Raw genomic sequence first — 25,369 nt, 5'->3', positions numbered from 1 at the left:
TTCAAAACAGCATTTAGGAGTCGTGTTTAAGTCGTGGAATGTGCAGATCGCCGCAGTGTGACAGCCTATCGCAGGCGTCCCAGGAAATCGGTCAGATCGTCGGTATGGTGATGGATGTGATCCGCTTCATGCGGGTTAGGGGCCACATGGACCGTGCGCATTCCCATGGCATGTGGTGCCGCCAGATTACGGGGGTCATCCTCGAACATGGCTGCTTTTTTTGTCTCGATACCGTCTTGAGAAAAGATCGCCTGAAACGCAGCCATTTCCGGCTTTGGGCGATACCCAGCGTGTTCGACACCGTAGATCGCATCAAACAGCCCGCTTAAACCACGCGCCGCCAGAACCCGTTCGGCGTAAGGTGCTGATCCGTTGGTGTAGACAATACGCCGCCCAGGCAGGGAGCGGATGTGATCAGCGAGCGCAGCATCAGGTTCCATATGGCTCATGTCTACCTGATGAACGGCGTGCAGATAGGGATCGGGGTCCAGATCGTGCTCGGCCATCAACCCGGCCAATGTGGTACCATACTCGCGCCAGTAATGGCTGCGCAGGCGGTCCGCCTCGGGGCGGTCCACGCCGATGGCCAGAGCCACGTAATCCGTCATCAACACCTCGATCTGATCGAACAGGCGCATGTGCGGCGGATATAGCGTGTTGTCGAGGTCGAACACCCATTGGGTGACGTGATCAAAGGCCTGTTTCACCATGCGTTTGGTTTAGGCCGAGTGACGGCGGTTTTCAATGCATGCCCTTGATAGTGGCCCCTAGTGACGGATAGATATGTCCGAACGAGGAGACAAAGACCCTATGCCCCAGAGCAAACAGTCCAACAAGGATGCCTACAGCCTGATACTCGAAGCGATTGATGTTGGCGTCTACAAGCCGGGCGACCGCTTGGTCGAAAGTGAGCTGGCCGAAAGGTTCGGTGTCTCCCGCACCCCAATTCGCGAAGCGTTGCAACGGCTTGAGACGCAATCGCTGCTGGAGCGGGATGGGCGGTCGTTGATCGTGGCCTCCTTGGATCACAACCAGATGGCCGAGCTGTATGTCGTCAGGCGTGAGCTTGAAGGGCTGGCTGCGCGGCTGGCGGCCCGTCATGCGACCGAGGAAGAGGTCAAGGTGCTGCAAGACATGGTTGCGGCGGACGATGCTCTGGTCGATGATCCGATTGCCCTGTCGCGTGCGAACCGGCGGTTTCACGAGCAGATTCATTTAGCCTCGCACAATCGCTATTTGGTCCAACAGTTGGATTTGGTGCATCGCACGATGGCATTGATGGCAACCACGTCCTTGGCGGTTCAGGGGCGAGGGGAAATAGCGCAAAGCGAACATAAGGCAATCGTTGAGGCCATTGTAGCGCGCGATGAGGACGCCGCTGCGAGAGCGTTGAAAGACCATATCTCTGTCGCCTTTATGACGCGCTTGAAACAGGACGCGGTCCAGCGCGAAAAGTAAGGTTTGGGGCGGTTGATGGCTCCTCGGCGGCGTGGCCGTGCTGGGTCTTGTCCCAAAAGAACGGATTGACCGCCAGTTCCCAAAGCCCTTTGTAGGCTGCCAGTACCCCCAGCGGGTAATAAAGCACCAAGGCCGGAACCCACGGGATCAAGAAGCGCCGACCTCCTGCCCAGACCCCAAGTGCGCCGACCAGAAAATTCACAACCTCTGCCGACAGGAACAGGTAAACACAGACCGTTAGAACCTGACCGGGAATGATGGCCTGAAACGGGTGGGACAGCCCCAGAAAGGCTAGCCAGAAGACCCATAGAACTGGCGCGAGAAGGAATTGCCCCACTGTGCCAAGGAAAAAGGCCTGCACCCCCATAAACCTGATGAACCCCAGCTCGCTCAGCAATCGGTGCGGGGATCGCATGTGGACCAGATAAGTGACCATGAACCCCTTGAGCCAGCGGGACCGTTGCTTGACCCAGGGCCAGGCGCGAAAGTTGGCCTCCTCATAGGTGGTCGTCTGGACGACTTCGGTGCGATACCCGGCCCGGGATAAGCGGACCCCCAGATCGGCATCTTCGGTTACATTATGGGCGTCCCACCCTCCCAGCTCGATCAGCTTGTCCCGGCGGAAAAAGAAAGTTGTACCACCCAAGGGAACCACCAGGCCCAGCCGTGCGATGCCCGACAGAACCACGCGAAACCAACCGCTATACTCGAGAGTAAAGCACCGCGAGCGCCAGTTGGTGCGCGGGTTGTAGTAGTCCAAAACGCCCTGCAGGCAGACAACTTCATCGTCCGCTTGTGAAAAATGCCGAATGACCGTTTCAATCTGATCAGGAGCCGGTGCGTCTTCGGCATCCCAAACGCCCAGAATCTCGCCCCGACAAAAATCCAGCGCATAGTTCATGGCGCGGGGTTTGGTCGTCAGATTGCCGTGTTCGGGTACTTCGATGACGCGAATCCAGCTTGGCATACGAACATCCTGCAAGGCGGCACGGGTCACCTCGTCGCGTTCCTCAAGCACCAGAATTACGTCCAGAAGCGCCTTTGGATAGGTCAACCGTTGCAACCGGGCGATCAGCGCATCGGCAATTTCCTTTTCCTTGAACAACGGCACCATGATCGAAACACAGGGCAGACGTGTCCTGTCGGCCTTAGCCGGTTTCGATGGCGCCTTTTGGGGCAACAGATAGGCGATCAGACCAGCCAGCCGGAGCACAAGGAACATCAGCAGTGTCAGCACCGTTATCCCGAACAGAAAGGCGAGTCCGAAATGCGGCAGTGCAAGACAAGTCGCGCAAAACAACAGTGACAAGGCAATTGGCCTGGAACGCGACTTGGCCGTCCAAGTGCGGCAACTTTGGGCCTGATCGACACGCGCTTGAGCCGTTTGTGCCAGGGGTTGCGCGAAGGACCGCGCCAGCGCTGCATCGATTTCATTGGCACTTGCCAACACAGGAACGGCCGAGAGCCCGCAATCGCGCAATGCTTCGGCCACGGGGTCGAACAGGTCTGGCCGTGCTGTAGCGACAAGCACCAACGGACCAACGCGTTTCCACGGGATGACGTTATGGCTCAGCCAGAACGACACCGGCTTGATCGCACAAAGTACAGCATTCGCGTCAGTCTCTGAAAAATCCGCGATTTGAAGGCCGGTTTGGTCGGACAGAGCATCGATCACATCCTGTCGGTTGGTCCAGCCTTCGCTCACCAGAATCTCACCCAGAGGGGCTTTTTGGCGTTGCTGGAGGTGCAGAGCACTGGCGAGCTGGTCCGGTGTGATCAACCCCCGGTCCACCAAACACTTGCCCAAGGGCTTGCGCGGTCTTGTGGAGGACACAGGAACAGCAGGTGCCAGACGTTGAAAATTCAGTTCGACCATAAAGAAACCCTGCCGCCGATGCTCAGCGACAGGGTTGCTAAAACAGGGTTAAAGTCCGGTTAACGCTATTCTTTAACTGGCATTGACCTGAGCTTTTCTTTGGGCCATCGCGCTGGCGAAGCGTTCGAACAGGTAGAAACTGTCCTGTGGGCCGGGCGAAGCTTCGGGGTGGTATTGCACCGAATAAACCGGGCGGTCCGTCATGCGGATACCGCAGTTCGAACCATCGAACAGGGAGCGGTGCGTCTCGACCACGCCATCAGGCAGGGATTGTGCGTCGACAGCAAAACCATGGTTCATCGAGGTGATCTCGACCTTACCGGTTTCCATGTCCTTGACAGGGTGGTTCGCACCATGGTGGCCGTGGTTCATCTTGACGGTTTGACCGCCCAAAGCCAGCGCCAACATTTGGTGACCAAGGCAGATGCCGAACACAGGCAGGTTTGTTGTGTTCAGAATTTCTTTGATCATCGGCACAGCGTATTCGCCGGTCGCAGCGGGATCGCCCGGGCCGTTCGACAGGAAAACGCCGTCAGGGTTATGGGCCAGAACCTCTGCCGCTGTCGCAGTTGCGGGCAGAACGGTCACATCGCAGCCGGCCGACGCCAGACAGCGCAGGATATTGCGTTTTGCGCCGTAGTCCAGCGCAACGACCTTGTGCACCGGCGCTTTCTGCGGCTGATAGCCATCGGGCCAGGCCCAACGCATCTCATCCCAACGATAGCTTTGGGCGCATGTGACGTCTTTCGCCAGGTCCATGCCTTCCAACCCTGCGAAACCGCGCGCCGCGGTTACCAGTGCTTGTATGTCAAAATTGCCCTCGGGATCATGCGCCAGTGCCACATGCGGCGCGCCTTGTTGCCGGATCGCGCGGGTCAGACGGCGTGTATCCACACCTCCAATGGCGATACGGCCGCGACGGGCAAGCCAGTCTTTCAGCTCCTCGGCCGAGCGCCAGTTCGAGGGTTCCGTTGGATCCCATTTAACCACCATCCCCTCGGCCACCGGATCACCGGTCTCGTCATCCTCGGGATTGACGCCGACATTGCCGATATGGGGGAAGGTGAAGGTCACGATTTGCCCGGCATAAGACGGATCGGTCATGATCTCCTGATACCCGGTCATCGCGGTGTTAAAGCACAGCTCGGCCACGGTCTGACCGGTGGCACCGAACCCGTGGCCGTAGAACAAGGTTCCGTCGGCCAAAGCCAGACATGCGGTGGGCTTGGACGGGGCGTTCTGGGCCATTGGGCGACTCTCCTGCAGGGTAAACCGGCGCATTCCTAAGGGGGATATACGCTCGGGTCAAGTCTGTTCAAATTTTGGGCTATTGTTGATTTTCAATTACTTAGCCCTATTTGTATCCTGTTGTGTCGTGCTTTTTCTTTCGATATGTTCGGGGTTCCGTTGCCATGGGGATGGACAGACCAAATGGATATGCGATCACGGGTGAATGCCGCCCTGAAGCAAGCAATGAAAGACAAACAGGCTGAACGCCTGTCAACGCTGCGCCTGATCAATGCCGCGATCAAGGACCGCGATATCGCTGCGCGTGCCTCTGACAACGAAGAGGTTAAAGGCTGTGGCGATGCCGAGGTGCTTGAAATTCTTGGGAAAATGACCAAGCAGCGCAAGGAGAGCGCGCGCGCCTATGAAGAAGGCGGACGCCTGGATCTGGCCGAACGCGAGATGCGCGAGGTCGAGGTGATCGAAGAGTTCCTGCCAAAACAGCTGGACGAGGATGAGGTGGCGAAGGCCATCCAAACCGCGATCACTTCAACCGGAGCGGGTTCGATCCGCGATATGGGCAAGGTTATGGGCGAGTTGAAGACTCGGTACACCGGCCAGATGGATTTCGGCAAAGTCGGGCCGATGGTCAAAGACCATTTGTGCGCGGCATCCAACGGCGGCTGCTAGTCATTCACTGCTTTGCGGGGCACGCAGTTTCCGCGTCAATTCATCGTAGAGAGTGATGCGTTCGTCTTCCGATAGGAATGCACCAATCTCAACTTCGCGCCCATCACCGATCAGGGTGACATAGTGCGGCACGGGGCCGCCCCGCTTGTGCATTGCAGGGCGCGCCCAATAACGGTTGCAGGACCATTCCTGATCCCCGCTACGGGGGTCGTGATGCACCAGATGTGCCTGGTTCCCTGTTAGGGTCAGCACTTCGAACATGCCGCGGGCGCGATAGTTCATCTCAAAGGCCAGCCACAGGCCGAGTACCGTGATCAGTAGGAATGGCAGCAATCCCCACAATAAAACCGAACCCAGCACGGTCAGCAGCGGAATCAGCCCAAATAGAAATACCGCGAGAATGACCCCCATCGCCGCACGAGGCGGCATCGAGTTATGAGGCCAGAGGCGCAATTCTTCATCGACATCTGACGTGTGTTTCCAGCGATAGGGCATGGTTTTCAAATATCTCAGTGCACTTGGATGTCGAAGGGTTTTTCGTCACACCACATGCCCGACGCGGACCCAGGAGAGAGCGTCCTCTAACCTGTCATCGCCCCAAAATACTTCATCGCGGACCACAAAACTGGGCGCGCCAAACACACCAAGCTTCACAGCCGTTGTAGTGGCCTTCTCCAGCGCCGTTACCGCTTCAGGACTGCGTGCTTTTGCCAGGGTCAGACGGGGATCTTGCTGACACCGGTGCAGAGCTTCTGAAATCGCTATCTCTCCGCCGGCCTCGACACCGTCTTCGAACCAAATACGGTACAGCGCCTGCGTGAAGGCGACGCCCCAGCCGTCGGACATGCCCAGCAACGCGACCTGATTGGCTAAAGGCAGATCCGAAATCGGATAAGGTGCGGGCAGTTTGGCGTGGATATGGTATTTGGCCGCGCGCCGCTCGATATCGCGCCACATATAGGCGGACTTCTCGGGCTTTCCGGCAAAGGGGACGTTCTGTTGTGCCGTCATGACCGACCGCACGTTGAACGGTCGCCATATCACTGTGACATCATTTTCTGTGCACCAATCGTCCATCCGCATGATCGTCAGAAAGCTGTAGGTGCTGCCGATGGAATACCAAAATTCGATTTCGGGCATCGTCTGATCCTCCGGTAAATCGGGCGCATTTACTTTGACAGAATAGCTGAAATTCACCGATCTGGCGAATGATTGGGTATTCCGCACCATCTGGGCAAAGAAAAACCCCGCCACAAAGGGCGGGGTTTTTTTTAAGTCTCTGACGGGATTAGTGCGCGTGGCCCTTGTCCCAGTCTTCCTGCTTTGGCAGCTGCTCGAATGTGTGTTCGGGCGGCGGGGTGGGCAGGGTCCATTCCAGCGTATCCGCGTATTCGTTCCACGGGTTCGGACGGGTCTCTTTCGCGCCACGCAGCAGGGCGTAGATCACGATGCCGAAGAACAGCAGGAACGAAGCGAACGAGATGAACGCACCAATCGAAGATACAAAGTTCCACTGAGCGAAGGCTTCGGGATAGTCGATGTATCGGCGCGGCATGCCCTGACGGCCCAGGAAGTGCTGCGGGAAGAAGGTCAGGTTGGCACCGATGAAGAACAGCCAGAAGTGAACCTTGCCCCAGAACTCCGAGTACTGGCGACCCGTCATCTTCGAGAAGTAGAAGTACACGCCCGCGAAGATTGCAAAGACAGCACCCAGCGACATCACGTAGTGGAAGTGAGCAACCACGTAGTAGGTGTCGTGATAGGCACGGTCGATACCGGCCTGCGACAGAACCACACCGGTCACACCACCAACGGTGAACAGGAACAGGAAGCCGAAGGCGAACAGCATCGGGGTCTTGAACTCGATCGAACCGCCCCACATGGTCGCGATCCACGAGAAGACCTTAACGCCGGTCGGAACCGCGATCACCATGGTCGCCAGCATGAAGTAAGCCTGCTGACGCAGCGACATGCCAACGGTGTACATGTGGTGCGCCCAGACGACGAAGCCCAGAACGCCGATTGCAATGATCGCCCAGACCATCGGCAGGTAACCGAAGATCGGCTTGCGCGAGAATGTGGCAATCACGTGGCTGATGATGCCGAAACCGGGCAGGATCACGATGTACACTTCCGGGTGGCCGAAGAACCACAGGATGTGCTGATACAGGATCGGGTCACCGCCACCGGCCGGATCAAAGAACGTGAAGCCAAAGTTACGGTCCATCAGCAGCATGGTGATCGCACCCGCCAGAACAGGCAGCGACAGCAGAATCAGCCAGGAGGTGATGAAGATCGACCAGCTGAACAGCGGAACCTTGAACAGGGTCATGCCCGGGGCACGCATGTTCAGGAAGGTCGTGATCATGTTGATCGCGCCGAGGATCGAGGAGGCGCCCGATACGTGCACGGCGAAGATCGCAAGGTCCATGGACATGCCGCCCTCGGTCGTGGACAGCGGTGGATACAGAACCCAACCCACGCCCGAACCCAGCTGGTCGTTACCACCGGGGCTCAGCAGCGACGCTACGCCCAGCGAGGTGCCAGCAACGTAAAGCCACAGGGACAGGTTGTTCATCCGTGGGAACGCCATATCCGGCGCGCCGATCTGCAACGGCATGAAATAGTTGCCAAATCCGCCGAACAGAGCAGGGATGACCACAAAGAACATCATCAGAACACCGTGATAAGTGATCATCACGTTCCACAGATGCCCGTTTGGCGTGCATGGGTCGGCCATGAAGCCTTCCAGGCACATGTACTGAACACCGGGGTGCATCAGTTCGAGCCGCATATAAACAGTCATCGCTACCGAGATGAACCCGGCGACGGCCGAGAAGATCAGGTAAAGAATCCCGATGTCCTTGTGGTTGGTCGACATGAACCATCGCGTGAAAAAGCCGCGTTGGTCTTCATGATCGTGACCATGAATGGCTGCGTCTGCCATTTAGGTGCCTCCTGTTACAATTCTACCGCGCAGTCGGACCTCTCCAACGCGCGGGATTCCTGCTGGTTTTAGATTGCGAGGGGGCGACCTTCAATGGCCGAGTTTGATCTCGATCAAGATTAATTGTCGCGGGGCAGGTATTGCCCTGCGGTGATTTGATCGCGGATGCAGTCAATCTGGGCGCTTAACGGGGAAATTCAAGACACACTTGCCGAGGTAAAAAAAACGGCCTTGACCCATATCGCGCTGACCCGCAGAAGACTGAGAACCCATCAGGACCGGAGTTCAGACATGACCGCATATGATCCCGACAATATCTTTGCCAAGATTTTACGTGGCGAGATCCCCTCGACCCGGGTCTACGAAGATGACGAGACACTGGCGTTCATGGACATCATGCCACGCGCTGACGGTCATTTGCTGGTTATCCCCAAGACTCCCTGCCGAAATGTGCTGGACGCAACGTCGGATCAGTTAGCGGCCGTAATGTCGACGGTGCAAAAACTGGCACGCGCGGCCAAGGCCGCCTTTGATGCCGATGGTGTCACTATCCAGCAATTCAATGAGGCGGCAGGCGGGCAAGAGGTCTTTCACCTGCATTTCCATGTTCTGCCCCGGTTTGAAGGTGTCTCGATGCGCCCGCCGGGAAATATGGGCGATTTCGACCTGATCGCCGAGCATGCCGAGAAAATTCGTGCCGCGCTTGATTGATTTCAAGCTCGGGAGCAACTAGTCGGGCCTATTGATAGGGCCCGTCCCAAATTGGTGCTTTAGGGTTTCGAGTTAATGCTTTGGTCCTAAAAAAGGAATTGCCGTTCCGATATGGGGTCGGAACGGCAGACTCGTAACCAAAACACTTCACGGATTTCATGGGTTGGACCCACGATCACCGGTTAACCACCACTCACTCTTGAACGGTCATTACATACTACGTGGCTCGAACCCGTTTGTATTGGGGGGACGTGAAGAAACCCTGAATTTTAGGCGAATTTGGGTTAACGTTGGGGAAACTTCGATGGATTCCAGAAACAGAGCGCCGAGTTGAAAGCGATTGTCGTTCGAAGCCGCTTTATTCAGCGATTCGTGCCGCCGGATTTGGGGATTCCGACAGCGCACTTGGGTGTTCAAAGACATCGGTGAATGTTTTTTTCAGGGCCACATCCACATCTGACATCGTGACCGGTAGGCCAAGATCGACCAGAGAGGTAACACCGTGTTCCTGAATGCCGCAGGGGACGATTCCGCCGAAATGTTCCAGATCGGGTTCGACATTGATTGAGATCCCGTGAAAACTGACCCATTTCCTCAGACGAATACCGATTGCTGCGATTTTGTCCTCGGCAGCTTCACCGGTCACGGTCAGAGGTTTGTCGTTGCGCTGCACCCAGACGCCTACGCGGCCTTCACGGATTTCACCGGTGACATTGAATTCTGCAAGCGCAGCGATCACCCAGTTTTCCAGCTGTTTGACAAAACGGCGCACATCATGGCCGCGTTTGCCGACGTCCAGCATCACATAAATCACGCGCTGACCAGGCCCGTGATAGGTATATTGCCCGCCGCGCTTGCTTTCATAGACGGGAAAGCGCTCCGGATCTGTCAGATCTTCGCGTTTCGCGGACGTGCCAGCGGTGTAGAGCGGGGGATGTTCGAGCAGCCAGATACATTCATCTGCCTCGCCCGCGGCGATGGCGGCCACGCGCGCCTCCATAAAGGCGGTTGCCTCGTCGTAGTCGGTTAGCCCGTCTGTCGTCTTCCATTCCATGTGGTGTCCTTAGACGGTCTGTGGGGCAGGGGAAAGACCTCAGGCGGCTTCAGCCAGACAGCGTTCCAATACCTGCGCATAGGTTTCAGAGCCCTGCGCGCCGGTCAACAGGTACTTGCCGCCGAAAACCATGGCTGGCACCCCGGAAATTCCGTGGTTGGCCCAGAACTGCTGTTTGTCCCGCACCGGTTTGATATGAGCGCCAGACTCCAACGCAGCGCGCGCCGCCGCCGGATCCAGCCCGACCGTTTTAACCACGTCCAAAAGGGTCTCGATGTCCGAGACGTCACGTTGCTGGGTGAAATATGCATCAAACAGAGCCAGTTTCAGAGGATGCTGTCGCCCCTGGCTTTCGGCCCAATCCAACAGCTGATGCGCCGCAAAAGTGTTATAGATACGGCTTTCATCGCTGAAATTGAATGTGAATCCCAGATCGTCCCCTAACGAAGTCAAGCGGTCGCGCGCCTGCTGGCTCTGCTCAACGGTGGAGCCATACTTCTCAGTGATATGCTCACCCAGGTTTTGACCTTCGGGGCCCATGTTCGGGTTCAGCTCAAACGGATGCCACCGCAACTGCGCCAATACGTTTTGCTGGTGCAGGGCCAGATCAAGTTGGCGAAACCCCACAATACACCATGGGCAGACAACATCCGAAACAACGTCGATCTGCACGGCGGGGTGATGATCTTCAGCTGTCATACAGGGCTCCTGACTTTCGGCTTTGGAGTTTCTTCAAAACTACAGATATGAACCGACGAAGTGAAATCAATCCACCCTTGTTTTTGCCTCTTCACATCCCGAGCCTGTCCGTCTATACGCGCCTCTACCAAGTCATTGGCAGTGCGGTCGTGGCGGAATTGGTAGACGCGCAGCGTTGAGGTCGCTGTGGGGTAACACCCGTGGAAGTTCGAGTCTTCTCGACCGCACCATTTCACATTTTGATGTGAAATCCGCTAAAAAATCAAAAATAACAGATGTTTGCGAAGTTCGATAGCCGTTTTGGCGGTCGTATGCCAATGGGGCTTTGAAGGCTGCATTGAGGATGGTTTTCTTCACGAGAAGTGATCCGTTTTCATAGATATTCCAAGGGTTTGAGAGGAAGTCCCTCAAGAGTTCGATAATTTCGCTGAGGCTGCGCGTGGGTTTCGTGGTGTGTGATAGCTTATCCGTCAGCAGCAGCTTTTCCTCTTCCAGCTTGGCGATCTTGCTTTCAAGCGCCGCCATCACTTTTGGATTCGAGGTCTCAATCATGCGCTCAACGAGTGCGTCTTGTTGCTTGTCCAACTCGTTGTGCTGGCGTTTGATTTCAGCCTTCGCCTGCTTGGCTTGATCGCCGCGCTGATCCCACGCGTCTTTCAGCATCGACAAAGCGATATCGAGCAAGTTTTTGCTTGGGGCCAGTGAGCGCAGGATTGCCTCAAAGCCTGTGTCAATTTTCTCGGCACGAATACCTTTGCGATATTCCGAGCACCCTTTCGTCTGGCAGTTGTAGTAGGGGTAGCGTCTGCCTGTAGCGCTCCGCGCGTGGTATGCTGTCATAGGTTTATCGCAACACGCGCAGTTCACTGCACCACGCAGCGGGAAGTCTTCGTTGATGTCAGGACGCTTCGCCGCAATACCTCTGCCATTGCGTCGCTCTTGGATAGCCTCGAATGTTTCCAGCGAGATCAGCGCTTCGTGATGGCCTTTGCGGCGTGTGATGCCCCAAGGTTCATGCTCAACATAGCCCGCGTAGATCACGCGGTTCAGCATGTCAGTGACTTTCTGCTGGCGGATTTTCCCATCCGGTAGGTCTTTGGGAAAGTCAGGCTGGCTTTCTAAGAACCGTCGCACATCCGCCTGTGCCGAGAACCGGCCAGAGGCATAGCCTTCCAATGCTTCCTTGATGATGGTGGCGATGGGTTCAACACGGGTGAGCAGTTTGCCGTGTGAGCCTGTTTTCTTATACTCGTAACCGATGGGGGCGGCGAAGACGGAATAGCCGTTCATCATTCGCCCTTTCATCCGGTTGGATGTTTGTTCGGCGTTCTTCTCGCGTTGGTGCTGGGCGACTGAGGCCAGCATGTGCTCCACAAGGCGAGAGTCGCTGTCCTCGCCAAACTCAATGGATGGGCTTTCCAGAATGCCGCCAGCGTCCGACAGAGTTTCACGCAAGGCAATGTGTGCCTGCACGTTGCGGGCAAAGCGGCTGATGTCGTCAATGATCACCACAACGCTGTCCTTGGGATGCAGACGCAGGAAGGCCAGCATCCGATCCATCGCTGGGCGGCGTTCGAATTTGCCCGACATATCGTCCATGAACACCTCAACCACATCATAGTCTTTGTAAGTGGCATATTCCCGACAACGGTTTTCCTGAGAGGCGAGGCCATCACCTTCACGCACCTGCTTGGCACCGGACACTCGCGCATAGATCACGGCCTTTGTTGGTTTTGATGCTACTCCTGCCATTGGTCCTCCTCTGCGCGGGTCTGCGCCCATTTGTTATTCAACAAGGATACCAAATCTGTGGAATCCTGATCCAATGCTTCTTCATCTTCTCCACAGATTTGCGGGATGGGGTGCAGGTCGTAACCGAGATCGACAAACATCACGACGATGGACCACAAAGTTTCGATCAGATCTTGCTGCTGATCCAATGGCATATCGCTGTCTTCCAGCATTGCTGCATAAGCTTCCCAATCTACGGAGAGGCTGGGTCGAATAGGCATATCTTCTTTATCTGGCGGACAGGTCATGCACGCACTCCTTTCTTAAAAATGTTTGGTGATGGGTTCGTTCCACTATGGTCTCGCCATAAATTGGAATGAGAACAAATATAGAACATATAACCACATCATCTTGCTTCACGCAAGAATAATTCTTCAATCATCCTATGCGCTTAGATGTGACCATACCGTGGCAGGCCCACGGTGATCTCAGGTGAAAGGAGGGTGTAATCGGGTGATCGGGAGTGTTGAAACGGTTATCCGATGGGGTTATCCGGCCAGTTCTCACGGCCATGACGCACACGCAAAATTCTGACCATCCGGTTATCGTCAACCAGATAGATGATTGCATGCGCATGCACCGGATGGATGCGAACAGGTGGGGTGATCTCATCCCGCAGACGTGCCATTTCCGGGTTCTCAGCAATCAGTTCAATCGCTTGGTCGATCTTGTCCTGATAGGCTTCGGCCTGCATGACGCCAAAGTCTTGAACACCATCAACATAGATTTGGATCAGATCGGCTTCCGCCTTTGCAGAAAGGCGGTAGTTCATTCTGTGGCTGGAATTCCTGCCTGTTGTCGGGCAATGGCGCGGATTTCGGCGAGGGAATTATCGCTGTCTTCACTTGCCATAGCTTCATCGACCAGACGTTGCATGACAGCGATCTTGGAGGCACGATCCTGATCATGGCGGATGAGGTCACGCATGTACTCGCTGGCGTTGTCGTAACGCCCGGATTTCATCTGCTGTTCCACCCAGTCCCGCATTGGATCGGGGAGGGAAATATTCATACTGGCCATATCTGGTCCTCCTACGCATAGTATGTCAGAAAATGACAAATATTGCCATAGGAACATAGTCCTCATGTCATTTGATCCAAAGAGCAAAGCGCATAAAGCGAAGCTTTACAAAGCCCTAGTTGCAGTGGCGGAACTGGCAAATGAACCGTTTGATCAGTTTCTACAAACGCCCTTCAACCCGCCTTGGAGCTTGGCGGATAACTATCGGCGCAATCTGCAACGTGGTGAGTATTCAGCGATACGGGCCAAGGTGCTGTATGACTTCTTGCTCAATCATCACTTCAATGTTGTGCATGTGGAAGCACCGGAGATATTCCCTCAGACGCCTGAGATTCGATGGCGAGAGATATTGGAAGCGCGCGCGACGTCGGATCATCTGAGGATCGTTTTGACCAAATCGCAGTTTGGGATTGTGCAGCGGGAAAGCCAGTTAGAGGCGGCTGGAGCAACACTGAAGTTGGAGCAACCGTTCCTGCTTGAGCTCACAAGCGACGTTGATGGCTATGCTGTTGCGCTACAAGGGGTGCGAGGGCAGTGGCACCCAATTCCGCTTGGGCAGGACGAGGAGCTATCTGCGCCACTCGTAATTGGGAAAAATCTCTTGCCGGGACATCCAGACGGACGACCGGACCCTTTGATTGAAGGCCACGATGAAGGCTTACACGAATTTGTATTGATCACGGCGCAAAAACCGGATGTTCCGGTCCAAACCAAGCAACTGGCAACGTGGGTAGCGGACAATCCGTGTTCGCTACATCGTACTTCGGTTCAGTTTGTAAAGTGACCACCGAGAAGGGGCTTGAGGGCTTCGTTGCACGGCCAAAGCTTGGCCCATTCCTGTGCGCCTTGGGTTTCCAATTCATCATATTGTGACGGATCACCCAGCTTGGCGATTTCCAAGTCTTTAAAGAAGTTTGCGGGATCGCCAAGGTCGCTTGCGATGGAGGTCGCACCTGTGATTTGAGCCATTCGGATAGCATCAAAAAAGCAGGGGATGGTCACTTCTCGCGAGAAGGCTTCAAGTTCTTCTGCATCCGGTATGAGCGAACTGTCTTGATGAGTTTGTGCAGCGATCAAAGGCATCTCTGCCAGATGACCTAGCAGTTGAAAAATTCGCGTTGACGCTTTGGGATGAGTTTTGTTCAAAGGCCCGTGTTTTTCATCTTCGCGTTCAATTAACATCATCATTGCTGACGCAGCCATCGCCCTAAGTCGTAGACTGTTCCATTCCTCGTCTGAGTAGTTTTCCAGTAACATTTCAGCGGCATCATGATCTGCCTGTAGCTCCAGACAAAAAGGGACCAATTCCCGCAAGTTTGGCGGTATGGCATCCAATGGGTTGGGCGTTAGCGAAGCACGTCTGGATACACCAAATGTTGGCGCGTTACGTGTTTCAGAAATGGCAAACTCACCCGTCAGATCAAAATGATGCATATCGATATGGTGAAACTCGTGAAGCATCAACCAGACTAACGAAATCTGCGTCATTTGAATGGCCTCTGGCGCTAAAGGCTTTTTTGAGACTATCGGAAGGTCTTCCAGGGGGAGGGTCTCTGCCCAAAGCTGGATAACTTTCTCGACTAGGCCAGTCGTCACACTCAGCAGATAACCGTCACCTTTCGCCTCTACCACTGCCCAGAATTCATGAGCCTCGATCCAAACATCACATGGCCTTTTCTCAGGAGGAAACACCATATACTCATCATAACGTCGTAACGCTGTCTCAAACGCCAATTTGAGCATTTCGCTAAAACACATAATGCAATCTAAGGGATTGTAACTATTTGAAAAAATTTCTTCATAAACTCAACTGGTTTCGCGTTTAGGAAGTAATGTGGGCGACGCCGCCAGCGGGCTCTACTATCCGCGAAAATCAATTTAGTCCAGTTGGTCCAGCCGCCCGGCGGTTCTCCGAAAGAGTGCTGACCATCTTTTGCGCGACTTCTTCGCCAAGAGTTTCTGTAAGCACGCGCTCGGCGGCTTCCCTCAACGCACTATCTGCCAATTCCCCGATGTTTACGCCCTTCATGGCAGATGCTTGCTTGAATAGCTTCTTTGTCGACGGGCGAACACCGCGTAGGGCCCACACCGTAGTTTCATCGGACGTCATGCTCACCTTCTTTCATTTTGAGATTACGTAGCGTCATTGCCTGTATAGCTACTTGTAATCATTTTTCTACTTATTAATATGTTTACAAATAAACTAAAGCGACAACGGAGACGCGTCAACAGTCAAATTTCGGAAGCAGCGGATTTTGGCGCAGGAGGAGGAAAACTCCATGTCAAAAAGTAAAATGAGTGATTTCAGCATCTTCGCGATGAACTTCTTGAAGCTAGCGCAGGATAGAAAACTCATGAACCGCTTTGACCGCCAAGAACTGGAATCGAAGATCAAGGCTCTGCCGAAATTCAAGGTGATGATTGCTGATCCGAAGTTGTGCGACGATTTGTCAATTGAGTATTCGCGCTGGAAGTCTTCCAAAAATCTGTTTGTCTTGATGTCTTTGCTTCGAGAAATCAGCCAACACAACATGGAAAACGCCCCTGCCGGAGGTGCTGCGGACAGTGAGGAAATAGATGAATCTGCTGTCGAGGAATATGACGAGGAAGAGGCTGATGAGGAAGATGAGAACTCCTCTCAACAGATAATGGCGGGGCTGAAAAAGTACGAAGACCTTCTTGCTGAGAGGGTCAATATGAGAGCATTTCGCCAATGGATACTCAGAGTAAAGTTCATTGGCAGAGCCGGGGGTTGGTTGCAAGAATTGCTTCAATCAGTCCAACTAAAACTCTATCTGTTTCGGAATGCGGTCAAGGACTACAAAGATAAGGTAGATAACGCGGCCTACACAGTATTCGAAAGAGCCATAGATGGGTTGCCAAACGGGCCCAGAAAGTCACTCATGTTGCTGCTGGCTTGGCTGGTGTTGAAGGTCGTCGGCGTTATTTTGTTTGCATTGCTGATATTCAGTCGACCAACAATACTGTTAGAGAAACTCGGTATAGACGGTGAGACACTGCCGCTACCCGGTGAATAAAAGGCTTGCAGCAACAAAACGGCGTGTTGCGGGCCTGAGCCTATCCAACTTCAAAAGGTTTTGGCGGCCCAAAGCTGAAATTGAGTGCCACCGTACTCTCTTCATGATGCGACCGGTCTAGGTAGGCATTCGCTGCGGTCGCGAAGTCCATTTGTAAAACTCAGTCCGTTTGGAACATTCAAAACCGTTAACCAATGCACGCCATATGTTGTGCTGGGGTTACAACATGCTACTCTGCGTTGATGTGATTCAGCAGATACTTTTTTGGGGATTGGATGGTTCTCTCTACAGCGGTTCGTAAGCAAAAGCTCTCAGAAATTAGGTCATCAAGCGAAAGTCAGGGCAGGGAAAAGCTCTACTACATGAACGAGCGGCAGAGCTTCGAAGTTCATAGGATCGATCTCGATTACTTGATTTACAATCGACACAACGGACGTATCGAAGCGGAAATGCTCACTTGGGAGCAAGAAAACACGGCGTCGCACGAAGTTTATGACGAGGAACTTCACAAGAAGATCGAGAACTTCCTTTGGGAATCTAACAAGGGTCGAAACAAGGCGACGCTCAAAGACATAACTACCAAAGGTCAATTGAAAACCGGAATCGTCAGTCTCGATGGAGTCATCATTGACGGAAATCGTAGAGCCATGTTGCTTCGTCGGCTTGAAGAGAAAGGCAAGCCCAAGGAAAAACAGTATTTCGATGCAATAATCCTTCCTCACTCTTTTGCTGACAACCAAGCAGAAATTGTTCGCCTAGAAACTCAGTATCAAATTGGTGAGGATTCAAAGGTCGAATACGGGCCTTTGCAAAAGTATCTTCACGCCCGAAGACTACGATATGATTTGGGCATTGAACCCGACGAAATCGACGCCCTCATGGGCGCAAATCCCGGAAATGCCCAAATGCTCCTAAGAATCATGGAGTTAATGGACGAATACCTAGAGCACATTCAGTGCCCGCGGCTCTACCTCCTCTTAAAGGATGCTGATGGCACCAAGGAGGGCATGTTTGTAGACTTGTATCGAGATTTGAAGAGACTGGAATCTGGCAACGCGAAGATTCCCTGGAATTACGACTCTGAATTGGATGTTTTGCAGCTGAAGCTCATTCACTTCGATTTCATACGCTTCGGACAATACACATCAAACAAAGCATATCGAGAGATTTCGTTTAATAGCGCAGGCAAGAAGACATTTTTTGCGAACAAAGAGATTTGGGAGAAGTTTAGCGCCAGCCACGGGACTAATGTGGATCCGATAACGCAGAAAATGGGCGACCTTCGCTCGTTCATCGAAGCTGGCTCGGGTTCCTATGAGACCAAGTTGGATGCGGCTCGCGCCAGAGACAAGCAATGGTGTGACAAAGTCGACTCTCATTTAAAAAGCAGCTTTGGTCAGGCCAGTTGGAAACTTGGACTTCTCAACGAAGGTAGCAAACCCGGTGAGTTGTTGAGAAAGGCAAGGGATTTAATGGAAAAGATTGATCTCGACAGCGATGGACTTCTGTCTCCTGAAAATGAAGATCTCACCATGGAAATCAACCGAATGTCATACGCGATCAAGCAACGATTCAAAAAGTCGAAGTCATAGTTTCGTTAGGTATTTCAGTGGCCAAGATCGAATACTATTCAGAGGAAGAGTACTTAGTCGTCAAGGGTGTCGAAGGCGTGGTTAATCATCCATTGTTTTCCGCCTTTGCACGGCAACTAAGCGGAAGAATTGAAAACCAAAGTGTGCTTCGCGTTCCTACTCGTTCTGATCAAGTTACGGAGCAGTACCGAAGGGTAGCAAAATTGTTAACGAAACTTGGCGTTTCGATAGAACAGAGCGAGATTGTCGCTGAGGAAATTCGCGCTGTAGAGAGGCAAGAAAAACAGTTTGAGGAGTTTTCGCGTCGCGCTCAAGAAATTTGGGATGCGCAGATTGATACAGAAGAATTCAGGGAATTTGTTGCTGTCGTCGAACAACAATGCCCAGGGAGAACGTTTTATAGAAAGCAGTTGCTTTCTGCCTTCCACCTCGCGTTTTCGCAGAACGCATGCAACTTTTCTGTGCCGGGGGCAGGAAAAACCTCTGTTGTGTACGCTGCCTACGCATACCTTCGCAGTCTTCCGCCTGATGATCCCAAGTCAGTAGATCGTTTGCTCATTGTTGGACCATTGTCTTCATTCAAGGCATGGGAGGATGAATTCGTAGCTATTTTCGACCGACAGCCGACATCTAAACGGATTTCAGGGGGCGTAGCAGCGCAAGAACGCAGTGAGCACCTCAGGGGGATTTCAATTGAATCGAGAAAAACGGAGTTAACTCTGACGACATATCAGACGCTGGCTAATGTCGAAGATGACTACAAAACATACCTTAAGCACGTTGGGCCACGCACGATGGTCGTATTGGATGAAGCTCATTACATAAAGAAGAACGAAGATGGTAAATGGGCTGAAGCTGCTTTGAGTCTCGCTCCTCTCGCGAGGTCCCGCGTAGTGCTTACTGGTACACCCGCACCTAACGGTTACGAAGACTTAGCGAACCTATTTAAGTTCCTCTATCCTGATCGACACATTATCGGATTTCCGGTCGCATCATTGCGGGCAATGACAGATGGTTCGATGCCAACTGCTGTTCCAGAGCTAAAGTCAAAGATTCAACCGTTCTACACCCGAATTAAAAAGGTCGACTTGTCACTTCCGAAAGTCGATGTCGCGCGTAACAGGGTGCCAATGCGTGAAAAGCACTCGAAAATCTACCACTCTCTCGAACGCAAAGTTATGTCCCAGTTGCGCGAACAGATCGCAACTGAGAACGCGAGCGTTCGTTTGAGAGCTCGTCTGGTTCGGCTGCGTCAAGCGGTAGTAAACCCGGCCCTGCTACTACTGCCTCTTGAGCGTGATGAAGACGGTATCTTTGATACTGGAGAGTCCGGAGATCTCAATGTCGCCGAGCTCGAAGTCGCGGACCTAATACGCGAATTTGATCCCTTGGCCGACCTTGAACGTCTGAATGTCTGTTGTTCATTAGTTGGAAGAACTTTGGAGCAACAGGGCAAGGTACTCGTTTGGTCCTATTTTTTAGGGAACCTTGCGCTACTTCAGAAAGTACTCTCCGGCTATGCAGACTTCGTAGAAGTCCTGACTGGAGCGACGCCTTCGTCGACAGGTGACAGTGATGTAGGCGCGGATTATGGTACGCGTGAAGAAATAATTGACCGTTTCCACGCCACCAAAAGCAGCGCGGTGCTAATTGCGAACCCGCAAGCAGTTGGTGAGTCAATATCGCTGCACAAGGCTTGTAGAACTGCGATTTACTTTGACCGTGATTTCAACGCAGGCAGGTTCATCCAATCGAAAGACCGCATCCACAGATACAATCCGAAAGGGGGGAAGACGGTCAGATATCACTACTTGTTGACAGAGGTAACCGTTGATCAAGATATTGACCGTCGGCTTAGCGCCAAAGAGCAGCGGTTGTTGGAATTGGTCGATGCCGATGACATTCCCCTGTTGACCGCGACCGACGATGCTGACCGAGGGGATTTGCGCGAAATCCTTGAAGCGTATGAACTTCGCAAGACCAACTGATGGACTGTTGTCGTCGAGCACGACAATTAAGTTGATTGAGCTGCTCTTGGCGCAAAGCGGAACTCTATCCGTAGAGCAGTTGATCTCTGGTTTTGCCGCTCTCGAACCTGTTTCACGTTCGCGAACCAGAAATACAATCTTAAAACTGTTGCATTACAAAATAGCCGATCTTGAACACGATGATAAGGTAGCACTAACGCATGATGCCAAGACCGATTGGTGGGCGGCCATAGCCTCGCAAGTTGCGGTCGATTTGGCGGAACGTCTTACGCTTGCGAAGGCGTGGTCTTGCATGATGCTAGACAGTGTTTCAGGGTCTCTGCAGATTGATGCGATGACGCTTCCAATGACCAACGATGGCTTCTCAAACTGGGTCGTCGAGTTCGGTGTGGCAAAGAGACAGTCTACATCTACAAGATACTGGACGGTATCTGAGCGCTACACGAGCAATTTTCTTTCAGCTGCATCAATCGAAAACGACCGGCGACCGCCGCGTGCAAAGTCTGTCGTTGAATTGGATGCTCAACTTGAGCGCCAAAGACAGCTCGGTGATGAAGCCGAAGATTGGGTTTTGCAATTTGAACGAGCGCGCCTTGCGTCTCATCCACTTCAGTCGCAAATTCGCAAGATTTCATCCGAAGACGTAAGCGCAGGTTACGATATTGTTTCGTTCTCATCCCCGACATCACTAACACATGACCTGTTCATCGAAGTTAAGTCACACGGATCCAGAAAGCTGTTTCATTGGTCCCGAAACGAGATAGCGACTGCGTTGGAGTTCGGCGAGGCATATGCGCTATATTTGGTCGACCGTACGAAGTGCAACGAGCCAAGCTACAAGCCTCACATTATTTTAGCGCCCTCGCCAGAGTTGTTCTCGAGGCTAGGCAGCGGCTGGACTGTCGAAGCAACTTCGTTTGAATTCCAATCGACATAGAACGCCGTTCGTGGAAATTTGGTAACAAGGTCGTTACCAAGATTAGCTGACTCGTGAACTCAGGGGACTCTCGCCCAATTGTTGAGAAGTTCTCCGATCAATGATTGGATTTAGTGACGCTCCAATTAGTAGGCCGGAGAGTATCAGAGGAGCGTTCCGTTGCAGTTTCTTGATGCCAGGCAACTGAAGAAAACTAGCCCCATAGGAATCTTCCAATGCTAGGTTCACGAGATCAGTGGCTTCATCGATATGTGGTTCGACCCGGGCCACCAACGCTTTGCCTTCTTCATCCAACATATCCAAATAGGTAAAAGGCCTGGTCCCAGCCGGACCTCTGTGTGACCAAACCGATTGCATATTTCGAAAGTCCACCGTCTTCGTATACCTTTCTATCTCGCTAATGGTCTCCTTGACCACTTCACCCAACGTGTTTGACATCCCAGCTAGGAGAAGTTTCTTAAGATCGTCATTCAGCTGTAGATCAAGAATTTCCTTTGAAGTTCCAAAATAAAACTGGATTTGCCATTTAGTCAAATCTTGTTGTTTCTGGTTTCGGAACTCGAACCGAACACCACTCTTCAGTCGTAGACTGGGTATAGCGAACCGAAACGTTCTTCCTTCAGGGTATTGGGAGCCAACTTTGTCGGGCGGAGTCGCTGGCGGTTTTGGTCCGGGCTGCGAGACACCTACTGCTGCCTTGCACAAATCGACTGGTTCTTCAGCTCCGGTGCCTACTAGAACTTTGCCCATCAAATACGTAAATGCTGGAGGAACAGCATTGCCAATCATCCTCAGCTTCTGGCCATAACTCGTACCGTAAAACTGGAAAGTTATTGGGAAACCTTGAAGACTGGCGCGTTCCCTCAAGGTCAACCTACGAAACTGGTCTCCTTCGTCGCCGGAACGAACAACTACACTTTCCCGGGACACTCTGGTGCAGGTCGCAGTTATTGTCCTAACACTTCGATCTAGTGGATCTGGGAACGGCATTGAGTTATATATGTGGTGAGTGGTTTTATTGGCTCGGTTTATTCTAGCTTCTTCGTCACTTAGGACATCCTCTTTGTGGTGTTCGGTGAGCTCGTCACGCGGAAGCTCTACCCCATATAACGGGTCGACCACTGGATCAGTCCCAAGCGCCTGTAAAACATCGCCTAACGTTTTTGCTGTCATTCTCTTCTTAAACGAGTTCAGGCGCTCAAAGCTGAAATTCCCAGCAATGCATCGTTTTCGCCTTTGGGGCAAACCAAACGCAGCCATATCTACGATGTGTGTTTCGCAGCCAAGATGTCGAAATCTATGAAGCTCTCCGCCACTCTCAAGTTCAGCCTCGATAATTTTTGCTACTCTAGGAACATTTTCCATCGCCCAATGCGTGGGTTTAAGATGATCAACGATCGTAAGAAATTTCTTTATATCTTCGAGGCCGTCGGCGACATCGCCGCTTCCTCCTCGATTGCTGTATGAGAACTGAGTGCAAGGCGGGCTTCCCACAACAATGTCGATATCGCTTGGCAAATCGTCCAGCGAAAGCCGACGAATATCAACCGTCTGAGCCTGGTGAGCGTTGTTCTTGAAATTGGTTTCGTTGGCTGGCCCCCAGATTTCATAGGAAGCGACGACATCGATACCTGCTAAACGCAAGCCGAAAGACCAACCACCAACGCCTGAATAGAGATCAATTGCCCTGTGTGACTTTTTCAATGTTTTATCACTTTCTTCCACTTCTTGGTGCAATGTGTCTGTTGAACCCCATATGTTGTCCTCTGACAAGGTGTTTTGGGGAACTTATTTTCGCTTGTTACACTGGGCATTCCACTGAAACGCTCGCCTCGCCAACTGCCGTTTCGTCATGGGAAGCAGACAACCCCTTTCGCCGCAATGCGCAGCCCGCACCACTCCTCGCTAAACGCTCGAACCGAGTAACGCATGCGGAGAAAGGGATGGTCGGCTCTTACCCACGTCATCGGCCAAATGGCTGGCCGAGATCAACAGAAAGGAAAAGCCATGACAAACGAAAATCAAACTTCCAAAACCGAAAATCAAAACGCACCTGATTGGGTCGTAAAGACACCGAAGGGTTTTGGTCAAAAAGCCAAGTTGGAGCGCATCGGCGTCGCCTGGAACCGAGCCAACGATGGTGGCATTTGCATACGCACCGTAGGAACGCAGATTATTGAAAATGATGTCTACCTATTTCCGGTACAGAATTTCGAAACTGAAGCCAAAAACATGTAGTGACGTTTGATCCACTAGGATAAGCCGGATCAACCGGCTTATCCTAACAACCACCATAGTTCTTATTGCCGCTTGCAGTGATGGTGTAGGTTCCGCCACGCGGTCCTACATAACAACGCGAACTCGAATAAGTGGGTCGCGCTCTCACAGGCGCTGTAGCTCTTGCTTTCCGAGAATTCGAGCGTAGTGTCGTTCCCCATTCGCATGCCAATCCGTCGCCATCGCGATCTAAGTTATGGGGATCGGTCAAAGGTCCGCCGCTGTCGAGAAAAAAGCGTTGGGCTTGCCACGGTGATGCAAAGTCTGCGCAGTCCCGATCACTTGACACCGTTGATGTCGCACTGCCGCGAGAATATAGAGATTTACCGTAAGCGCTTGCTGTTTTCTGTCCGATGTAAGACGAGCCTGAGGATGTCGCGCCACGAGATGCCAACTCAGCTTCGACAAAGGCCAATTGCAACGGAGTGAGTCTTGGATCACGGTGTGCTTGCCACAGGCTTGCCGTGGGTGCATTGTCTACTCGTGGACCAATTGTCTTCGGCGTTGTTGCCGCGCAAGCCGACAAAGCAATAGCAGGCAACATCAATGCCGCTCGAAATAAACTCATAATGCGAAACCCTTTTGAACAAACTCTCTCGAGAGTTGCAAGCTGGGTCATGCCGGTCAATGGCCCTTTTGTTGGCTGAGGCAAAGTGAAGTCAGTGACACAGAAGGTGGGAATTCTGGGTGATCGCAAGATGTGTGCGGTAGTACCGCACATCTTGGCAAGGGGGTTCGCTGCGCGCCCCCGTTGCATCCCCCTAGGCTGTGGCCGGAGCAGGGCATTGAGCCCTGAACCAGCCAGCAAACATGTCGGTGTTTGATCTCTCGTCAGGGAGAGTTCTTCTCTCCCCAACACCCCATAGATCAACCCTACGCGGTTTGAATGCCGTCAGCTTTTCGAAGCCGAACCCGAGCATGGGGATTTCACTCTCCCTGCACCCATCGACTTGGGAGGCGTTCCTGCCCCCAAGACCCCAGACCATTTTCATGGAAGTTGAACAACGTTAGGTAGCACATAGCTCAAGAAACCGATTGGTGTTGTTTCAGTACCGACAACTGTTCACTGACACAAAACACGGCCCTATCGACAAGATGAGGAAATGCCGATCCGCCCAGATAGCAAGAGTAAACAGCTTCTGGTCACCCAAAGTTTAAACTTGACAGGCGGCGGGACTCGAAAGACCGGATCAATTTAGAATACTGATATCCAAGAAAATTGGTTCCCCTCAAAAACCAAATTCACCGATAAGTATTGCCTTGTCACTATCTGCGTCGAAATCTTCTGTTAATAGATCAAGCGGTTCAAGCCCAACGTCCTCTGGAACTGCTGCAATGCTTCTAGGAAATGCCTCCAATGCAGCAGCTTTATGTTCTTTAGAAACTCTGTGACCTTCGCACGCGCCTTTCCGGTTCCATAGCGAACGAGAAATAGGGCCACTAACCGCGGATGACACCGCAAATCCCGACACGTCATTGTTTTGAACTTGTCCTGACACTTGCAAGGATTTTATCGCTTCAGCCATAATTATCGCTGAATCAGAGAAGTTGAGGTCTGACATCCTTTTTTCTTCTTCTGTTGGAGTCCCATCGACATTGCAGTGATGCGCGATGAAAAGCCAGTCATGAACCATGTAGGCAGGAGCGTAACCCCATGGAGATAGTCCCTTAAACACTGTCGCAAGTCGTGGGATTGATCCTCCGTCTGTGTACATAATTTCCGGTCTTATCGGCTGTCCAATTACATTGCCCAAGTTGTCTAATCTAGTGAACGTTAGCGGGTCGTTTGGGTTGGGGATGAAAACGAACCTTCCGTCGCCCGAATAGGCCGACCCTTCTCCGACCCACATTACGAATAATCGCCCATCAAATTTGCTGGTTTCCACAACTCGGCTATAGTCGATTGACCCACAGCCGAACAAAACCAAAAAAATTGGTAGCTTTAAGACAACTTGCGTTGCACTATTGAGCCATCTCATTTGGAGATTCCTTTCTTACAATAACTTTTGGCAAAATTTCAGATAGATGCGACGATACTTTAAAAATTTTCTGATCATATGATTC

General features: G+C 52.6%; 24 protein-coding genes, 1 tRNA gene and 1 pseudogene. 10 read left to right on the top strand and 16 right to left on the bottom strand.

The features are described 5' to 3' along the window. Positions 1-65: 65 nt before the first annotated feature. Positions 66-710 (bottom strand): pyrimidine 5'-nucleotidase, encoded by a 645-nt coding sequence (locus ACP0GE_RS05115; protein WP_424830922.1) that lies wholly within the window; start codon positions 708-710, stop codon positions 66-68. Positions 711-810: 100 nt separating this feature from the next. Here ACP0GE_RS05115 and ACP0GE_RS05110 point away from each other — a divergent pair, with 100 nt between their 5' ends. Beyond that, the gene (locus tag ACP0GE_RS05110; protein ID WP_424830921.1) at positions 811-1,458 is read left to right on the top strand and encodes a GntR family transcriptional regulator; all 648 of its coding nucleotides are present in this window, start codon (positions 811-813) and stop codon (positions 1,456-1,458) included. On the opposite strand, the gene ACP0GE_RS05105 is transcribed toward ACP0GE_RS05110, so the two are convergent. Beyond that, complete coding sequence (locus ACP0GE_RS05105; RefSeq protein WP_424830920.1) at positions 1,415-3,334, bottom strand: glycosyltransferase; 1,920 nt, start codon at positions 3,332-3,334, stop codon at positions 1,415-1,417. The two genes, ACP0GE_RS05110 and ACP0GE_RS05105, sit on opposite strands and share 44 nt — an antisense overlap. Before the next feature lie 72 nt (positions 3,335-3,406). Continuing rightward, complete coding sequence (gene carA, locus ACP0GE_RS05100) at positions 3,407-4,582, bottom strand: glutamine-hydrolyzing carbamoyl-phosphate synthase small subunit (protein WP_424830919.1); 1,176 nt, start codon at positions 4,580-4,582, stop codon at positions 3,407-3,409. Positions 4,583-4,765: 183 nt separating this feature from the next. Between carA and ACP0GE_RS05095 the strand changes: the two genes are divergently transcribed. After that, positions 4,766-5,251, top strand: a complete 486-nt coding sequence (locus ACP0GE_RS05095; RefSeq protein WP_424830918.1) for a GatB/YqeY domain-containing protein — start codon at positions 4,766-4,768, stop codon at positions 5,249-5,251. Here the strand turns inward: ACP0GE_RS05095 and ACP0GE_RS05090 are convergent, their stop codons facing one another. From ACP0GE_RS05090 to ctaD, 3 genes are all read right to left on the bottom strand, one after another. Continuing rightward, positions 5,252-5,746, bottom strand: a complete 495-nt coding sequence (locus ACP0GE_RS05090; protein WP_424830917.1) for a DUF2244 domain-containing protein — start codon at positions 5,744-5,746, stop codon at positions 5,252-5,254. It abuts the gene before it with no gap. 45 nt (positions 5,747-5,791) lie between these two features. Continuing rightward, entirely contained in the window at positions 5,792-6,391 is a 600-nt protein-coding gene (locus tag ACP0GE_RS05085) for a 2-hydroxychromene-2-carboxylate isomerase (protein ID WP_424830916.1), read from the bottom strand. A 148-nt stretch (positions 6,392-6,539) separates the two neighbouring features. Beyond that, entirely contained in the window at positions 6,540-8,198 is a 1,659-nt protein-coding gene (gene ctaD, locus ACP0GE_RS05080) for a cytochrome c oxidase subunit I (RefSeq protein ID WP_424830915.1), read from the bottom strand. A 291-nt stretch (positions 8,199-8,489) separates the two neighbouring features. Here ctaD and ACP0GE_RS05075 point away from each other — a divergent pair, with 291 nt between their 5' ends. Next, complete coding sequence (locus ACP0GE_RS05075; RefSeq protein ID WP_424830914.1) at positions 8,490-8,909, top strand: HIT family protein; 420 nt, start codon at positions 8,490-8,492, stop codon at positions 8,907-8,909. A gap of 358 nt (positions 8,910-9,267) precedes the next feature. Here the strand turns inward: ACP0GE_RS05075 and lipB are convergent, their stop codons facing one another. Beyond that, positions 9,268-9,963, bottom strand: coding sequence for a lipoyl(octanoyl) transferase LipB (gene lipB, locus ACP0GE_RS05070; RefSeq protein WP_424830913.1), 696 nt, complete (start codon positions 9,961-9,963; stop codon positions 9,268-9,270). 39 nt (positions 9,964-10,002) lie between these two features. Further along, positions 10,003-10,662, bottom strand: coding sequence for a DsbA family oxidoreductase (locus ACP0GE_RS05065; protein ID WP_424830912.1), 660 nt, complete (start codon positions 10,660-10,662; stop codon positions 10,003-10,005). A 143-nt stretch (positions 10,663-10,805) separates the two neighbouring features. Here ACP0GE_RS05065 and ACP0GE_RS05060 point away from each other — a divergent pair. Next, positions 10,806-10,892, top strand: a tRNA-Leu gene (locus ACP0GE_RS05060). A 547-nt stretch (positions 10,893-11,439) separates the two neighbouring features. Here ACP0GE_RS05060 and ACP0GE_RS05055 read toward each other — a convergent pair. The 4 genes and pseudogenes from ACP0GE_RS05055 to ACP0GE_RS05040 all read right to left on the bottom strand — a co-directional run. Continuing rightward, positions 11,440-12,414: pseudogene (locus ACP0GE_RS05055) on the bottom strand (recombinase family protein); the annotation flags it as partial. Next, complete coding sequence (locus ACP0GE_RS05050; protein ID WP_424830911.1) at positions 12,402-12,701, bottom strand: hypothetical protein; 300 nt, start codon at positions 12,699-12,701, stop codon at positions 12,402-12,404. The pseudogene ACP0GE_RS05055 and the gene ACP0GE_RS05050, both read right to left, overlap by 13 nt. Positions 12,702-12,928: 227 nt before the next feature. Then, on the bottom strand, positions 12,929-13,225 hold the full coding sequence (locus tag ACP0GE_RS05045; protein WP_424830910.1) for a type II toxin-antitoxin system RelE/ParE family toxin: 297 nt from the start codon (positions 13,223-13,225) through the stop codon (positions 12,929-12,931). Next, a complete protein-coding gene (locus tag ACP0GE_RS05040) occupies positions 13,222-13,473 on the bottom strand; it encodes a type II toxin-antitoxin system ParD family antitoxin (RefSeq protein WP_424830909.1) in 252 nt (83 codons plus the stop codon). Before ACP0GE_RS05040 ends, ACP0GE_RS05045 begins: the two co-directional genes overlap by 4 nt. Positions 13,474-13,537: 64 nt before the next feature. Here ACP0GE_RS05040 and ACP0GE_RS05035 point away from each other — a divergent pair, with 64 nt between their 5' ends. Further along, entirely contained in the window at positions 13,538-14,257 is a 720-nt protein-coding gene (locus ACP0GE_RS05035; RefSeq protein ID WP_424830908.1) for a hypothetical protein, read from the top strand. Here the strand turns inward: ACP0GE_RS05035 and ACP0GE_RS05030 are convergent. Both ACP0GE_RS05030 and ACP0GE_RS05025 read right to left on the bottom strand, forming a co-directional pair. Then, positions 14,242-15,231 (bottom strand): hypothetical protein, encoded by a 990-nt coding sequence (locus tag ACP0GE_RS05030; protein WP_424830907.1) that lies wholly within the window; start codon positions 15,229-15,231, stop codon positions 14,242-14,244. The two genes, ACP0GE_RS05035 and ACP0GE_RS05030, sit on opposite strands and share 16 nt — an antisense overlap. A gap of 115 nt (positions 15,232-15,346) precedes the next feature. Further along, positions 15,347-15,583 (bottom strand): hypothetical protein, encoded by a 237-nt coding sequence (locus ACP0GE_RS05025; RefSeq protein ID WP_424830906.1) that lies wholly within the window; start codon positions 15,581-15,583, stop codon positions 15,347-15,349. A gap of 169 nt (positions 15,584-15,752) precedes the next feature. On the opposite strand from ACP0GE_RS05025, the gene ACP0GE_RS05020 reads away from it, so the two are divergent. The 4 genes from ACP0GE_RS05020 (at position 15,753) to ACP0GE_RS05005 (ending at position 21,028) form a co-directional block, all read left to right on the top strand. Further along, entirely contained in the window at positions 15,753-16,511 is a 759-nt protein-coding gene (locus ACP0GE_RS05020; protein WP_424830905.1) for a hypothetical protein, read from the top strand. 275 nt (positions 16,512-16,786) lie between these two features. After that, positions 16,787-18,103 (top strand): hypothetical protein, encoded by a 1,317-nt coding sequence (locus ACP0GE_RS05015; RefSeq protein WP_424830904.1) that lies wholly within the window; start codon positions 16,787-16,789, stop codon positions 18,101-18,103. Positions 18,104-18,120: 17 nt separating this feature from the next. After that, the gene (locus ACP0GE_RS05010) at positions 18,121-20,091 is read left to right on the top strand and encodes a DEAD/DEAH box helicase (protein WP_424830903.1); all 1,971 of its coding nucleotides are present in this window, start codon (positions 18,121-18,123) and stop codon (positions 20,089-20,091) included. Positions 20,092-20,122: 31 nt separating this feature from the next. Next, positions 20,123-21,028, top strand: a complete 906-nt coding sequence (locus ACP0GE_RS05005) for a DUF3883 domain-containing protein (protein ID WP_424830902.1) — start codon at positions 20,123-20,125, stop codon at positions 21,026-21,028. A 42-nt stretch (positions 21,029-21,070) separates the two neighbouring features. On the opposite strand, the gene ACP0GE_RS05000 is transcribed toward ACP0GE_RS05005, so the two are convergent. Continuing rightward, positions 21,071-22,753, bottom strand: coding sequence for a DNA cytosine methyltransferase (locus ACP0GE_RS05000; protein WP_424830901.1), 1,683 nt, complete (start codon positions 22,751-22,753; stop codon positions 21,071-21,073). 282 nt (positions 22,754-23,035) lie between these two features. Here ACP0GE_RS05000 and ACP0GE_RS04995 point away from each other — a divergent pair, with 282 nt between their 5' ends. Further along, the gene (locus ACP0GE_RS04995) at positions 23,036-23,266 is read left to right on the top strand and encodes a hypothetical protein (protein WP_424830900.1); all 231 of its coding nucleotides are present in this window, start codon (positions 23,036-23,038) and stop codon (positions 23,264-23,266) included. Between the two features lie 1,268 nt (positions 23,267-24,534). On the opposite strand, the gene ACP0GE_RS04990 is transcribed toward ACP0GE_RS04995, so the two are convergent. After that, positions 24,535-25,284, bottom strand: a complete 750-nt coding sequence (locus ACP0GE_RS04990) for a hypothetical protein (protein WP_424830899.1) — start codon at positions 25,282-25,284, stop codon at positions 24,535-24,537. Between the last annotated feature and the right edge of the window lie 85 nt (positions 25,285-25,369).

It is taken from the genome of Ruegeria sp. (genome assembly GCF_965243365.1).
In the GTDB taxonomy this organism is placed as follows: Bacteria; Pseudomonadota; Alphaproteobacteria; order Rhodobacterales; family Rhodobacteraceae; genus Ruegeria.
Note: the sequence above shows the minus strand (reverse complement) of the source record. Positions and strands in the feature narration are given on the sequence as shown.